The organism is Streptomyces sp. NBC_01508 (assembly GCF_045040315.1).
Classification (GTDB): Bacteria; Actinomycetota; Actinomycetes; order Streptomycetales; family Streptomycetaceae; genus Streptomyces.
The window spans coordinates 4,318,005-4,332,497 of record NZ_CP109419.1; the positions used below are offsets into that span (position 1 = coordinate 4,318,005).

General features: G+C 71.8%; 10 protein-coding genes. 6 read left to right on the forward strand and 4 right to left on the reverse strand.

What is annotated here, in order from left to right; genetic code table 11:
• Positions 1–102 precede the first annotated feature (102 nt).
• The 5 genes from hisC to OG700_RS20020 all read left to right on the forward strand — a co-directional run bounded on the left by hisC (position 103) and on the right by OG700_RS20020 (position 9,920).
• A complete protein-coding gene (gene hisC / locus OG700_RS20000) occupies positions 103–1,209 on the forward strand; it encodes a histidinol-phosphate transaminase (RefSeq protein WP_405615450.1) in 1,107 nt (368 codons plus the stop codon).
• Between the two features lie 272 nt (positions 1,210–1,481).
• Entirely contained in the window at positions 1,482–3,011 is a 1,530-nt protein-coding gene (locus tag OG700_RS20005; protein ID WP_405615452.1) for a cytochrome ubiquinol oxidase subunit I, read from the forward strand.
• A 50-nt stretch (positions 3,012–3,061) separates the two neighbouring features.
• On the forward strand, positions 3,062–4,063 hold the full coding sequence (gene cydB / locus OG700_RS20010) for a cytochrome d ubiquinol oxidase subunit II (RefSeq protein WP_405615454.1): 1,002 nt from the start codon (positions 3,062–3,064) through the stop codon (positions 4,061–4,063).
• A gap of 206 nt (positions 4,064–4,269) precedes the next feature.
• A complete protein-coding gene (gene cydD, locus OG700_RS20015) occupies positions 4,270–8,085 on the forward strand; it encodes a thiol reductant ABC exporter subunit CydD (protein ID WP_405615457.1) in 3,816 nt (1,271 codons plus the stop codon).
• Between the two features lie 59 nt (positions 8,086–8,144).
• On the forward strand, positions 8,145–9,920 hold the full coding sequence (locus tag OG700_RS20020; RefSeq protein WP_405615460.1) for a GAF domain-containing sensor histidine kinase: 1,776 nt from the start codon (positions 8,145–8,147) through the stop codon (positions 9,918–9,920).
• Here OG700_RS20020 and OG700_RS20025 read toward each other — a convergent pair.
• Positions 9,917–10,780 (reverse strand): HAD family hydrolase, encoded by an 864-nt coding sequence (locus OG700_RS20025; protein WP_405615462.1) that lies wholly within the window; start codon positions 10,778–10,780, stop codon positions 9,917–9,919. The two genes, OG700_RS20020 and OG700_RS20025, sit on opposite strands and share 4 nt — an antisense overlap.
• A gap of 146 nt (positions 10,781–10,926) precedes the next feature.
• Here OG700_RS20025 and OG700_RS20030 point away from each other — a divergent pair, with 146 nt between their 5' ends.
• Positions 10,927–11,820: an LLM class flavin-dependent oxidoreductase gene (locus OG700_RS20030; RefSeq protein ID WP_405615463.1), complete on the forward strand. Its 894-nt coding sequence runs from the start codon at positions 10,927–10,929 to the stop codon at positions 11,818–11,820.
• On the opposite strand, the gene OG700_RS20035 is transcribed toward OG700_RS20030, so the two are convergent.
• From OG700_RS20035 to OG700_RS20045, 3 genes are all read right to left on the reverse strand, one after another.
• Positions 11,810–12,430, reverse strand: a complete 621-nt coding sequence (locus OG700_RS20035; RefSeq protein ID WP_405615465.1) for an RNA 2'-phosphotransferase — start codon at positions 12,428–12,430, stop codon at positions 11,810–11,812. The genes OG700_RS20030 and OG700_RS20035 overlap by 11 nt on opposite strands.
• Positions 12,431–12,573: 143 nt before the next feature.
• Positions 12,574–13,518, reverse strand: coding sequence for a MerR family transcriptional regulator (locus OG700_RS20040; protein ID WP_405615467.1), 945 nt, complete (start codon positions 13,516–13,518; stop codon positions 12,574–12,576).
• Positions 13,519–13,543: 25 nt separating this feature from the next.
• On the reverse strand, positions 13,544–14,431 hold the full coding sequence (locus OG700_RS20045) for a metal-dependent hydrolase (protein ID WP_405621827.1): 888 nt from the start codon (positions 14,429–14,431) through the stop codon (positions 13,544–13,546).
• Positions 14,432–14,493: the final 62 nt, after the last annotated feature.

A 14,493-nucleotide genomic window follows, 5' to 3' on the forward strand; every position in this document is an offset into this window, starting at 1 on the left:
TTAAGGTGAGCAGCATTCGTACATCCGCATGAGGCGAGCCGATGATGTGTACGGCCCCCGGGACGCCCCGGGACGCCCCAGAACGCCCGAGGAGGACCCGCGGTGAGTGAGACGAGCCCCAGGCTGCGCGCCGAGCTGGACGGCATTCCCACCTACAAGCCGGGCAGGCCGGCGGCGACCGGCGGGCCCGTCGCGTACAAGCTGTCGTCGAACGAGAACCCCTACCCGCCGCTGCCGGGCGTGATGGAGACCGTGCTGGCCTCGGCCGGTGAGTTCAACCGCTACCCCGACATGGCGTGCACCGGGCTGATGGCGGAGCTGGCCGACCGTTTCGGGGTGCCCGTCTCGCATCTCGCGACGGGGACCGGCTCCGTGGGCGTCGCACAGCAGCTGCTCCAGGCCACCTCCGGCCCCGGTGACGAGGTGATCTACGCGTGGCGGTCCTTCGAGGCGTACCCGATCATCACCCAGGTCTCGGGTGCCACGTCGGTGAAGGTGCCGCTGGACGCGAACGAGGTCCACGACCTGGACGCGATGGCGGACGCGATCACCGACCGGACCCGGATGATCTTCGTCTGCAACCCCAACAACCCCACCGGCACTGTCGTGCGCCGGGCCGAGCTGGAACGGTTCCTCGACCGGGTGCCCGGCGACGTCCTGGTGGTGCTGGACGAGGCGTACCGCGAGTTCATCCGTGCCGCCGAAGGTGGGGGAGGGGATGTCCCCGACGGCGTGGAGATCTACCGGGAGCGCCCCAACGTCGCCGTGCTGCGGACCTTCTCCAAGGCGTACGGCCTCGCGGGTCTGCGGGTCGGGTTCGCGATCGCCCACGAGCCGGTGGCCGCCGCGCTGCGCAAGACCGCGGTGCCCTTCGGTGTGAGCCAGATCGCGCAGGACGCGGCCGTCGCCTCGCTGCGCGCCGAGGACGAGCTGCTCGGGCGGGTGGGGTCGCTGGTCGGTGAGCGCACCCGGGTGTACGACGCGCTGCGCGGCCAGGGCTGGACCGTGCCCGCGACGCACGCCAACTTCGTGTGGCTGCGGCTGGGGGACCGTACGACCGAGTTCGCGGCGGCGTGCGAGCGGGCGGGCGTGACGATCCGGCCGTTCGCGGGCGAGGGGGTGCGGGTCACGATCGGTGAGTACGAGGCGAACGACCTGTTCCTGCACACGGCGGAATCGTTCCGCAAGGAGATCTCAAGCCAGATCTGAGGAGCCCTCGCACGCTGATTTCCGGCGCGCGGTCGCGGCTGGATGTTCGAAGGGGACCCCCCCCTTGAAGATCCGGTCGGGCCGTGCGCCATACTTTTGCTTGTGAATGTGAACGCGTTCACAAGCGCGCCCCTGGTTTCCGTTTCCTCCCGTTCCGAACGGGATCTATGGGGCAAGCTGCCGCCTTATAAGCCTGTTCGAAACCCCGTTCGCAAGGCCGTTCACCAGGGCACGTACAAGGCCCGGCTCGTCAGGAGAAGGAGAGAGACGACGTGGACATCGCACTGGCTCCCGAGACTCTCGCGCGATGGCAGTTCGGCATCACCACCGTCTACCACTTCCTCTTCGTCCCGCTCACGATCTCCCTCGCCGCGCTGACCGCCGGCCTGGAGACCGCCTGGGTGCGGACGTCGAATCCGAAGTACCTCAAGGCGACGAAGTTCTGGGGCAAGCTCTTCCTGATCAACATCGCCATGGGTGTCGTCACCGGCATCGTGCAGGAGTTCCAGTTCGGCATGAACTGGTCGGACTACTCCCGCTTCGTCGGCGACGTCTTCGGCGCCCCGCTCGCCTTCGAGGCGCTGATCGCCTTCTTCTTCGAGTCCACCTTCATCGGCCTGTGGATCTTCGGCTGGGACAAGCTGCCGAAGAAGATCCACCTGGCCTGCATGTGGATGGTCTCGATCGGCACGATCCTGTCCGCCTACTTCATCCTGGCGGCCAACTCCTGGATGCAGCACCCGGTCGGCTACCGGATCAACGAGGAGCGCGGCCGGGCCGAGCTGACCGACTTCTGGACCGTACTGACCCAGAACACCGCGCTCGCCCAGTTCTTCCACACCATGACGGCGGCCTTCATGGTCGGCGGCGCGTTCATGGTCGGCATCTCCGCCTTCCACCTCGCGCGCCGCAAGAGCGCGAAGCACCGGCAGAACGTCCCGGTGATGCGGACCTCGCTGCGGCTCGGACTGGTCACCCTGGTGACGGCCGGCCTGCTCACCGCCGTCAGCGGCGACACGCTCGGCAAGATCATGTACGAGCAGCAGCCGATGAAGATGGCCGCCGCCGAGGCCCTGTGGGACGGCGAGGCGCCCGCGCCGTTCTCGCTCTTCGCGTACGGGGACGTGGACGAGGGCCACAACAAGGTCGCCATAGAGATCCCCGGCCTGCTGTCCTTCCTCGCCCACAGCGACTTCGACTCCTTCGTCCCCGGCATCAACGACGTGCAGAAGGCCGAGCAGGAGAAGTACGGTCCCGGCGACTACCGGCCCAACATCCCCGTCGCCTACTGGGGCTTCCGCTGGATGATCGGCTTCGGCATGGCGTCGCTGGGCATCGGCCTCCTCGGACTCTGGCTGACCCGCCGGAAGTTCCTGCTGCCGAAGGCGCTGCGGACCGGCGAGGACGAGGTGCCGAATCTCGTGCTCTTCCGCAACAAGGCGCTCGGCCCGCGATTCGCCCGCCTGTACTGGCTCGTCGCCCTGTGGACGATGCTCTTCCCGCTGATCGCCAACTCCTGGGGCTGGATCTTCACCGAGACGGGCCGGCAGCCGTGGGTGGTCTACGGGGTGCTGCGCACCGCCGACGCCGTCTCCCCCGGCACGTCCCAGGGTGAGGTGCTGGCGTCGATGATCGTCTTCACCCTGCTCTACGCGGCGCTCGCCGTCGTCGAGGTCAAGCTGCTCGTGAAGTACGTCAAGGCGGGACCGCCGGACCTCACGGACGACGACCTCAACCCACCCACGAAGATCGGCGGCCACGACGACGATGACGCCGACCGCCCGATGGCCTTCTCCTACTGACGAGTGACTGACGACTGAGGACTTGAGGACTTGAGGAGCTGATGTGAGTCATGGAACTCCACGACGTCTGGTTCGTACTGATCGCCGTTCTGTGGATCGGCTACTTCTTCCTTGAGGGCTTCGATTTCGGGATCGGCGTCCTGACGAAACTGCTCGCCCGGAACCGCAAGGAACGCAGGGTCCTCATCAACACCATCGGGCCCGTCTGGGACGGCAACGAGGTGTGGCTGCTGTCGGCCGGCGGCGCGACCTTCGCGGCGTTCCCCGAGTGGTACGCCACCCTCTTCTCCGGCTTCTACCTGCCGCTGTTGCTCATCCTGGTCTGCCTGATCGTGCGCGGTGTCGCCTTCGAGTACCGCGCCAAGCGGCCCGAGGAGCGGTGGCAGCGCAACTGGGAACACGCGATCTTCTGGACCTCGCTGCTGCCCGCGGTGCTGTGGGGCGTGGCCTTCGGGAACATCGTGCGCGGCGTGAAGATCGACGCGGAGATGGAGTACGTGGGCAACCTGGCCGACCTGCTCAACCCGTACGCGATCCTCGGCGGGCTCGTGACGCTGACCCTCTTCACCTTCCACGGGGCGGTGTTCGCCGCGCTCAAGACGGTGGGGGACATCCGGGCGCGGGCGCGGAAGCAGGCGTTCGGCCTCGGCCTGCTGACGGCCGTGCTGGCGCTCGGGTTCCTGAGCTGGACCCAGCTCGACAACGGTGACGGCGCCAGCCTGGGCGCGATGGTCGTGGCGGTGGTGGCACTGGTCGGCGCGATCGTGGCGATCAGGGCGGGGCGTGAGGGGTGGTCGTTCGCGCTCTCCGGGCTGACGGTCGTGGCCGCCGTCGCGATGCTCTTCCTGACGCTCTTCCCGAACGTCATGCCGTCCTCGCTGAACGAGCAGTGGAATCTGACGGTGACCAACGCGTCGTCGACGCCGTACACCCTGAAGATCATGACCTGGTGCGCGGGCATCGCCACGCCCGTGGTGCTGCTCTACCAGGGCTGGACGTACTGGGTCTTCCGCAAGCGCATCGGCACGCATCACATCGCGGACGCGCACTAGGGCGTGTTGCGAAAGTCCCGCCTGGCCGACGACGCCTGGCACGCACACTCGCCGCGTTGTCGGAATCATCCAAGTACGTCCAGTACGAGAACGATCCTCCGCCTTGCGATCGCACGCACCAGACGCCGTCGGCCCCGCCCTTCGGGCGGACGGCGCTACTTTCGCAACACGCCCTAGACCCTGGGCTGATTGGACGGGTGTTTCACGTGAAACCGATTGATCCGCGTCTGCTGCGGTACGCACGGGCCACCCGGCGCTTCCTGGTGGCCGTGGTGGTCCTGGGACTGGCCGGTGCGGGGCTGGTGGTCGCCCAGGCGATGATCATCGCCGAGGTGGTGGTCGGGGCGTTCGAGGGCGGACTCGGGGCTTCCGGACTCCGTACGCCGCTGCTCCTGCTGGGCGCGGTCGCCGTCGGGCGCGGACTGGTCGCGTGGCTGACGGAACTGGCCGCGCACCGGGCGAGCGCGGCGGTCAAGTCCGAGCTGCGGGGGCGGCTGCTGGAGCGGGCGGCCGAACTGGGGCCGGGCTGGCTGAGCGGCCAGCGCACCGGCTCGCTCGTCGCGCTCGCGACCCGCGGTGTGGACGCGCTGGACGACTACTTCGCGCGCTATCTGCCGCAGCTCGGACTCGCGGTGGTGGTGCCGGTGGCGGTGCTCGCGCGGATCGTCACCGACGACTGGGTGTCGGCGGGCGTCATCGTGCTGACCCTGCCGCTGATCCCGCTCTTCATGGTGCTCATCGGCTGGGCCACGCAGTCCCAGATGGACCGTCAGTGGCAACTGCTGTCACGGCTGTCGGGGCACTTCCTGGACGTGGTCGCCGGACTGCCCACGCTGAAGGTCTTCGGGCGGGCGAAGGCGCAGGCGGAGTCGGTCCGGGAGATCACCTCGGAGTACCGGCGGGCCACGCTCCGTACGCTGCGGATCGCCTTCCTGTCGTCCTTCGCGCTGGAACTGCTGTCGACCCTGTCGGTCGCGCTGGTGGCCGTGGGGATCGGGATGCGGCTGGTCCACGGGGACCTGGACCTCTACACGGGGCTGGTGGTGCTGATCCTGGCGCCCGAGGCGTATCTGCCGCTGCGGCAGGTGGGCGCGCAGTACCACGCGGCGGCCGAGGGGCTGGCGGCGGCGGAGGAGATCTTCGCGGTGCTGGAGACCGACGCCGCCGGGGGTTCGGGCGGCACCGCCGATGTGCCGGACTCGCTCCGGCTGGAGCTGGACGGTGTGACGGTCCGCCACGAAGGCCGCACGGGGCCGTCGTTGGACGCCGCCACGCTGGTGGTCGAACCGGGGGAGACGGTCGCCCTGGTCGGCCCGAGCGGATCCGGGAAGACGACGCTGCTGAACGTGCTGCTCGGATTCACCGCGCCCACGGAGGGCCGGGTACGGGTGGGCGGGGCCGACCTGTCCGCCCTGGACCTCGACCGCTGGCGCGAACGGATCGCCTGGGTGCCGCAGCACCCGTACCTCTTCGCGGGGACGATCGCGGAGAACGTACGCCTGGCCCGCCCGGACGCGTCCGGCGCCGCCGTGCACGACGCGCTGCGCGAGGCGGGGGCGTACGACTTCGTGACCGCGCTCCCCCAGGGCGTGGACACGCCACTGGGCGAGGACGGCGCGGGGCTGTCGTCCGGCCAGCGCCAACGCCTCGCCCTGGCACGGGCGTTCCTCGCGGACCGCCCGCTGCTGCTGCTGGACGAGCCCACGGCGGCGCTGGACGGCGACACGGAGGCGGGCATCGTGGACGCGGTCCGCCGACTGGCGGTGGGCCGCACGGTCGTCCTGGTGATCCACCGCCCGGCGCTGCTGTCGGTGGCGGACCGGGTGATCGAGCTGGGCGGCGGCGGGGCGGTTCGCGGTATCGGCGGGCAGTCGGCCGAGCGGTTCGGGACAGCGCCCGCCGGCGCTTGGCCGTCCGGTGCGGGGCGGGCGGGGGCCGCTGCCGTTGTCGGTCCGGATGGGGTGCTTGCCGTGCCGTTCGGCACGGATGGAACGGCTGGCGCGGCCGAAGCCGGTCCTGGCGGGGGGCCGGGCGCGGCCGCTGATGGCGACGCCGCGGCCTGGCCGTCGGGTGCGGGGGTGGGGCCTGCTGTCGGCCCTGGCGGAGTGTCCGCCGAGCGGTTCGGTACGAAGCCTGCGGCGGCGGATGCCGGGAACTCCGGGCGGACCCCTACCGGCACCGGCACCGGCACCGGCTGGGAGGCGCCCGGCGGCAGCTCCGCCGCGCTTCCGCCCGGGGGCGAAGCCCCAGGCATCGGCGCCGGGGCCGGTGCCCGACCCCTCGCCCGTATGCGCGCCGCCGTGGGCGCCCTGCGCGGGCGGTTCGTGCTGGCGTTGGTGCTGGGGAGCCTGGCCCTCGGCTCCGCCGTCGGGCTCATGGCCGTGTCCGGGTGGCTCATCTCGCGTGCGTCCGAGCAGCCGCCCGTGCTGTATCTGATGGTGGCCGTCACCGCGACGCGCGCCTTCGGGATCGGGCGAGCCGTCTTCCGCTACGCCGAGCGCCTGGTGTCCCACGACGCGGTACTGCGGATGCTGGCCGACCTCCGGGTCGCCGTCTACCGGCGGCTCGAACGGGTCGCCCCCGCCGGGCTGCGCGAGGCCCGGCGCGGTGATCTGCTCTCCCGGCTCGTCGCCGACGTCGACGCGCTCCAGGACTACTGGCTGCGCTGGCTGCTGCCGGTCGGCTCCGCCGTGCTCGTCGGCGTCGGCGCCGTCGGATTCACCGGCTGGCTGCTGCCCGAGGCGGGCGCGGTGCTGGCCGCCGGGCTGCTCGCCGCGGGTGTCGGAGTCCCGCTGCTGAGCGGCGCCCGGGCGCGCCGCGCCGAGCGCCGACTCGCCCCCGCACGCGGCCTGTTGGCGACCCGTGTCACCGAACTCCTCGCCGGCTGCGCCGAACTGACCGTCTCCGGCGCCCTCAGGAGCCGTATCCGCGCGGCCCGCGACGCCGACGCGGCGCTGACGGCCATCGCCGCCCGCGGCGCGACCGCCACCGCCGTCGGCGGCGGCCTGTCCGCGCTGATCTGCGGGCTGACGGTGTCGGCCGCCGCGTACGCCGGTGTGGGCGCCGTGCACGACGGGCGGCTGGCGGGCGTCGCGCTGGCCGTCGTCGTACTGACCCCGCTCGCCGCGTTCGAGGCGGTCGCCGGTCTGCCGCTGGCCGTGCAGTACCGGCAGCGGGCCGCGCGCAGCGCCGAGCGGGTGTGCGAGGTGCTGGACGCGCCCGTTCCCGTACGGGAACCGGAGCGGCCGGCCGCCACTCCCGCGACGCCGTTCCCGCTGGAGGTACGGGGGCTCTCGGCCCGGTACGCGGGGCAGGAGCGCGACGCGCTCAGCGGCGTCGACCTGACGCTGACCGCCGGGAAGCGGGTGGCCGTCGTGGGGCCGTCCGGCGCCGGCAAGACGACGCTCGCCCAGGTGCTGCTGCGCTTCCTGGACGCGAGCGAGGGCGACGTCCGGCTCGGCGGGACGGACGCGGCGGCGCTGGACGGCGACACGGTGCGGCGCTTCGTCGGGCTGTGCGCGCAGGACGCGCACCTCTTCGACAGTTCCGTACGCGAGAACCTCGCCCTCGCCCGCAGGGACGCGACCGAGGACGACCTGCGCGACGCCCTGCGCCGCGCCCGCCTGCTGGACTGGGTCGACGCGCTCCCCGCCGGCCTCGACACCCTCGTCGGCGAGCACGGCGCGCGGCTCTCCGGGGGCCAGCGGCAACGCCTGGCGCTGGCCCGCGCGCTCCTCGCCGACTTCCCCGTCCTGGTGCTGGACGAGCCCGCCGAACACCTCGACCTCCCCACGGCCGACGCGCTGACGGCGGACCTGCTGGCGGTGACCCAAGGGCGTACGACGCTGCTCATCACCCATCGGCTGCGGGGGCTCGACGCGGTGGACGAAGTGATCGTGCTCGACGACGGGCGGGTGGCGCAGCGCGGTCCGTACGCCGAACTGGCCGCGGTGGCGGGGCCACTGCGGACGATGCTGGAGCGCGAGCGGGGTCCGGTCGCGCTGGTCGACCAACCGGCGTGAGCGAACCCGTGCCCAGTGGCCGACTTTCCATATGAAATAGGACTAATTAGGGTCAGGGCATGACAGTGCCCGAACCCCAGGACCGCCCCGAGGACGATCCCGGCGCCGCGCGCCGTCTCCAGGGCCTGTCCACCGAGCTGACCGCCCGGGTCCCGCAGCTGCTCGAAGCCATGCGCTCCGTCGGCACCGGCCTCGAACTGCACGCCACCCTCGACCGGATCTGCGAGACGGCGGCCCGGCTCACCGGCGCCCGATACGCGGCGCTCGGCGTCGTCGACGAGGCGGGCGGCGGCCTCTGCGAGTTCGTCACCTACGGCGTCGGTGAGGACGACGCGCGTCTGATCGGCCGCCGTCCGGACGGCCACAGCGGACTGCTGGGCGAGCTGATCCGCCACCCCGAACCCCTGCGTACCGCCGATCTCACCACCGACCGGCGCGCGGCCGGTTTTCCACCGCACCACCCGCAGATGCGGACGTTCCTCGGTGTCCCCATCCGCGTCCAGGGCGAGGTCTTCGGCAATCTCTATCTCTCCGAGAAGCACGACGGCGGTGAATTCACCGACCACGACCAGCACATGGTGCGGGTGCTCGCCACCGAGGCGGGTCTGGCCATCGGCAACGCGCGGCTGTACGAGGCGGCCCGGCAGCGCGAGCGGTGGATCGACGGCTCGGTCGCCGTCACGACCGCCCTGCTCTCCGGCGAGGACGCCGACCACAGCAACGCCCCCGCCCCCGCGCACGCCCCGCCCTCCCCGCACGCCGACTACGCCGCGCACACCCACCACGCCCTCACCGTCGTCGCCGAACAGGCCCGTAAACTCGCCGATTCGGCCGCCGGCTTCGTCCTGCTGCCCACCTCCGACGGGGGACTGGAGATCGTCGCCGTCTCGTCCGACACCCCGGACGCGTCCATCGGCACCAAGCTGTCGGGAAAGGGCGCCGTCGTCGCGAAGCTGCTGGCCGGCGAGTCCGTGTACGTGGCGGACTCCAGCACCGACCCGCGCCTGCTCTCCCCCCTGTCCGCCCGCTACGGCCCGAGCATGCTGCTGCCCCTGCACAGCGACGGCCGGGTGCTCGGCGTGCTCGTGACACCGCGTGCCATCGGCGCCCGCCCCTTCAGCGAGTCGGAACGCACCCTCGCCACCCAGTTCGCCTCACAGGCGGCCCTCGCGCTGATGATGGCCGAGGCACAGCGCGACCGGGAACGGCTCGCGGTGTTCGAGGACCGCGACCGGATCGCCCGCGACCTCCATGACCTGGTCATCCAGCGCCTGTACGCCGCCGGGATGACGCTGGAGACCGCGCAGCGGCAGTCGGACGTGCCCGAGGTGCGTACGGGCGTCGGGAGGGCGGTCGACGAACTCGACATCACCATCCAGGAGATCCGCACGGCCATCTTCGCGCTCCAACAGGGCCCGGCCGAGGCGCCGTCCGGGCTGCGCACCCGGGTACTGCGGGAGATCAACATGGCGGCCGTGCCGCTCGGCTTCAAGCCCACCCACCGCTTTGTCGGCGCGGTCGACTCGGCCGTCGGCGAACTCACCGGCAAGAACCTCATCGCGGCGCTGCGCGAAGCCCTCTCCAACACCTTCCGGCACGCGCGGGCCTCCCGTATCGAGGTCACGGTGGACGCGAGCGCCGCACTGCCCGACGGCACGCCCGCCGTACGGCTGTCGGTCGCCGACGACGGCGTGGGCATCCCGGCGGGCGGCCGGCGCAGCGGGCTGCGCAACCTGCGGCGGCGCGCCGAGTCGCTGGGCGGGGCGAGCGAGGTCGGGCCGGGGCTGGGCGAGGACGGCGGAGGTACGACGGTGATCTGGCAGGCCCCGCTCTAGGCTGTGCCCTGCGCCCGCGCCCGCGCCACCAACTGCTCGATGATCACCGCGACCCCGTCGTCGTTGTTCGCCACGGTGCGCCCCGACGCCGCCGCGACCACGTCCGGGTGCGCGTTGCCCATGGCGTACGACGTACCGGCCCATCCCAGCATCTCCACGTCGTTCGGCATGTCGCCGAAGGCGACGACCTCGTCGGAGGAGATGCCGCGTTCGGCGCAGCAGAGCGCGAGCGTGCTCGCCTTGCTCACCCCGAGGCCGCTGACTTCGAGCAGCGCGGTGGGGCTGGAGCGGGTGAAGGACGCGAGATGCCCGGCGGCCGTACGGGCCAGGGTGAGGAAACCGTCGGGTGTCAGGCTCGGGTGGTGCGCCAGCAGCTTGACCACCGCGTCGCCGTCGCCGTCCCCCGCCTCTTCGAGAAGCTTCTCCGCCGCGGCGACGAGTGTGCCCGGGTCGTCCTGGAAGGGCGGGTACCGCGGCTCGTAGCCGAAGCTCAGCGTCTCCTCGACGGCGAAGACCGTGCCGGGTGCCGCGTCCCGCAAGGCCGTCACGACGTCGAGCGCGGCGGCCCGGTCCAGGCCGCGGACCTTGAGCAGCTTCCCGCCGCCGCGCAGATCGACGACGACGGCTCCGTTGGCACAGATCGCGAGGCCGTGCCGGTGCACATGGTCGCTGACGACCCCCATCCACTTGACCGGCCGCCCGGTGACGAAGAAGACCTCGATCCCGGCTTCCTCGGCGGCGGCGAGCGCGGCGACGGTGCGCTCCGAGACGGTCTTGTCGTCGCGCAGCAACGTTCCGTCAAGATCGGTGGCGATCAGCCGGGGGCGGGCGGGAAGCGGGGACTCGCTAGCTGAGGTCACCCGCCCATTCTCCCGCACGGATGCGCACGTGAGCGCGGACGAACGCACATGTGAGCGCCCTCACGCCCATGAGCCGCCATGGGGCCGCCATGGGGCCGGACCTCCTGCCGTGCACGGTGTCAGAGGTGGGCCGTAGGGTCGGGCCCATGCGTCTGAGCACTGTGATTCTTCCCGTTCGTCGCTGGCACGAGGGCGGTCGCGACGAGTGGTCGCGCGCCGAGGAGCTGGGCTTCCACGCGGCGTACACGTACGACCACCTGTCGTGGCGCAGCTTCCGGGACGCTCCCTGGTTCGGCGCGATCCCGACCCTGACGGCCGCCGCCGGCGCCACCACCCGGCTGCGGCTGGGCACGCTGGTGACGTCGCCGAACTTCCGGCATCCGGTGACGCTGGCCAAGGAGCTGATCTCGCTGGACGACATCTCCGGCGGCCGGGTCACCCTCGGGATCGGGGCCGGCGGGACGGGCTTCGACGCGGTGGTGCTCGGGCAGGAGCCCTGGTCGCCGCGTGAACGGGCCGACAGGTTCGGGGAGTTCGTGACGCTGCTCGACCGGCTGCTGACGCAGGACGCGGTGACGGCCGAGGGGACGTACTACTCGGCGGTCGAGGCCCGCGACATTCCGGGGTGTGTGCAGCGTCCGCGGCTGCCGTTCGCCGTCGCCGCGACCGGGCCGCGCGGGCTGCGCCTGGCCGCGGCGCTCGGCCAGGCGTGGGTGACGACGGGGGACCCGAAGCTCTTCGAGTCGGGCACGGCCGAGGAGTCGCTGGAGGCGGTCCGCGGGCAGATCGGCCGGCTCGGCGCGGCGTGCGAGGAGATCGGCCGTGAGCCGGCCGGTGTGGAGAAGATCCTGCTCAGCGGCTTCACGCCGGGGCGTCCGCTGGACTCGTTCGACGCGTTCGTGGACTTCGCGGGCCGGCACTTCGAGCTGGGGATCACGGAGATCGTGGTCCACGCGCCGATCCCGGACTCGGACTTCGCGATGGATCCGGCCCTGTTCGAGCGGATCGCCACGGAGGGGATCGCGCAGCTCAGCCGCTGAGGCGGAGGTAGCGCGGCGGTACGGACTCGGCGAGCCAGACGCCGTTGACGCTCACCCGGAAGACGTGGCCGTCGCGGTGCATCGCGCCCGCGTCCACGGGCAGGACGACGGGCCGGCCGCGGCGTGCGCCGACCCGGGTCGCCGTCTCGCGGTCGGCGGAGAGATGGACGTGGTGGCGGTTCATGGGCCGCAGGCCCTCGGTGCGGATCGCGTCGAGGCCGCGGGCGACGGTGCCGTGGTAGAGGTACGCGGGCGGCTCGGCCGGTGGCAGGTCCAGGTCGACCTCGACGGTGTGGCCCTGGTTGGCGCGGATCCGGCCGCCTTCGATGGTGAAGCGCCGCTTGTCGTTGACGGCCACGACGTGGTCCAGCTCGGTGCGGGTGATCGGGAAGCGGTGGTCGGCCGTGGCGCGGAGCAGCGCGTCGACCTCCACCCAGCCGTTCGGGTCGAGGGTGAGGCCGATCCGCTCGGGTTGGTGGCGCAGGTGCCTCGACAGGTACTTCGACACCTTCACGGTGCGTCGCTCGTGGGGCCTGCCCGGCGCGGGCGCTCCCTGAGCGGGCGTTTCCGGCGCGGGCGCTCCCGCGCCCGGTGTTCGTCTTTCGGTCATGCGCACAGCGTGCCCGGTGGCGTCGGGTGGTCGCCACCCATTTCGATCCGATCCAAAACGATCAGTGCTGAAATGTTTGATCCACAGTCAACTCGGGTTATCCACAGGTCATTTGGCGAATCTGTGGACAACTGACGTCTGGATTACCCCATTTGGTCAAGTTGGGCGTTCTGTCTGTGGGTTGCGGCCAGTGCGTCCAACGTCCGTGCGCCCAGCTCCCGTTCGGCCGCCGCCGCGAGGAACGCCGCGACGTTCTCCTCGCCAACCAGCCCCTGGACCGCGTCGATCGTCTCGGCCGGCAGCCGTACGGAACGGGTCTCCGCGCCCGCCGACTCCCTCTCCCCGGCCATCAGGTGCCGCTGGAGATGCCGGGTCGCGAACAGCCGCATGGCACGGGCCAGTTCGGCGTCGACGGTCTGCCGCGCGAGGGGCCGCAGCCGTCGTACGAGCGACGCCGCCTCGGCGGCATCCGCGTCCGTCGGCGGGCGATGACCGAGATACCGCGCGAAGACGTGCTCGGTCGTGAACTCCAGGAAACGCGCGGCGATGTGCTCGACCTGACCGCGAAGTTCCCGCAGATGGGCGGAGATCGCCGTCAGCGGCACCCCCGCCGCGTACAACTCGGCTGCCACCGCCAGCTCTTGGGGGCTCGGTACGAGGAATTCGTCGGCCCGCCCGGGGACCCGCTCCAGCACCCCCAGCTCCACCGCCTCGGCGAGCGCCGCATCGTCGGGGGAGCCGCCGAACCGCTCGTCCAGCTCCGCGCGGGTGATCCGGGCGGCCCGCTCGTCCGTCCACGGCCCGTGCACCTCGGCGACCAGGCCGAGCACCCCGCCGAGACCGCGCCCGGCGTCCCACGCCTCCAGCAACTCCTTGATGGAGGCCAGGGTGTAGCCCCGGTCGAGGAGGTCCGCGATCTGCCGCAGCCGGACCAGATGCGCGTCCCCGTACACATTGGCCCTGCCCCGCCGCTCCGGGGTGGGCAGCAGCCCGCGGTCCTGGTAGGCGCGGATGGTCCGGACCGTGGCGCCGCTCGCGTGCGCCAGGTCCTCGATCCGGTACCGCCCACCCTCCGGGGTCTTTGACACCCTGACTCCTCCCACCGCCCCCGGCCTACCCCAGGGCGGCGCGGCCGACCGCCCCGGCCGCCGCGCGGGCCGCGGGCGAGGTCGCGAGGTAGTCGACGGCCCTGCGCAGCGAACCCTCCTGAGAGGGATGGTACGACCGCCGGAAGTACCGGGGCACCGCCGAGCCCAGCTCCCGCCAGGTGGGCAACAGGCCCTTGGCCACGGCGCGGTTGTGCTCGCGCAGCGAGTACCGCAGCCGGCCCGCGAGCCGCGGATCGTGCCGGATCAGATACGCCGCTCCCCACCCCCAGAGCCAGAGCATCACCGGAGCGGTGACAGCCATCGTCTCCAGCCTGCGGGCGTAGCGCACCGGATCGGGGCCACCGCAGTGCTGGTACATGTCGAAGGCCACCGACCGGTGTTCGACCTCCTCGGCGCCGTGCCAGCGCAGCAGGTCGAGCATCACCTCGTCCGCCCCCGCCCGGTCCAGCGCTTCCGCGCTCAGCACCCAGTCCCCCAGAACCGCGGTGAACTGCTCGATCGCGGCGACGATCGCCAGCCGGACGCGCAGCCACTCCCGCTGGGGCAACGGCACCCCGAACGGCGGCTTCTCGCCGAGAAGGATCTCGAAGAGATAGTCGACGTGCCGGGTGTACGCCGTCGTGTCCAGCCGCTGCTCCGCGAGGTGGTTGAGCACATACGCGTGCTGCACGCTGTGCGTCGCCTCCTGGCCCATGAAGCCCTTGACGTCCTTGAACAGCAGCGGGTCGTCGACCAGCGGCAGGGCTTCCTTGAAGACCTTGACGAACCAGCGCTCGCCCGCGGGGAGCAGCAGATGCAGCACGTTGATGACGTGCGTGGCGGTGGGCTCGCCCGGTATCCAGTGCAGCGGGGTGTCGCGCCAGTCGAACGACACCCGCCGGGGGGCGATCACATACGCGTCGTCCGCCCCGGCCTTCTCCGGGCGGCCCTCGCCGCTCTCCTCGTGTCCGGCGT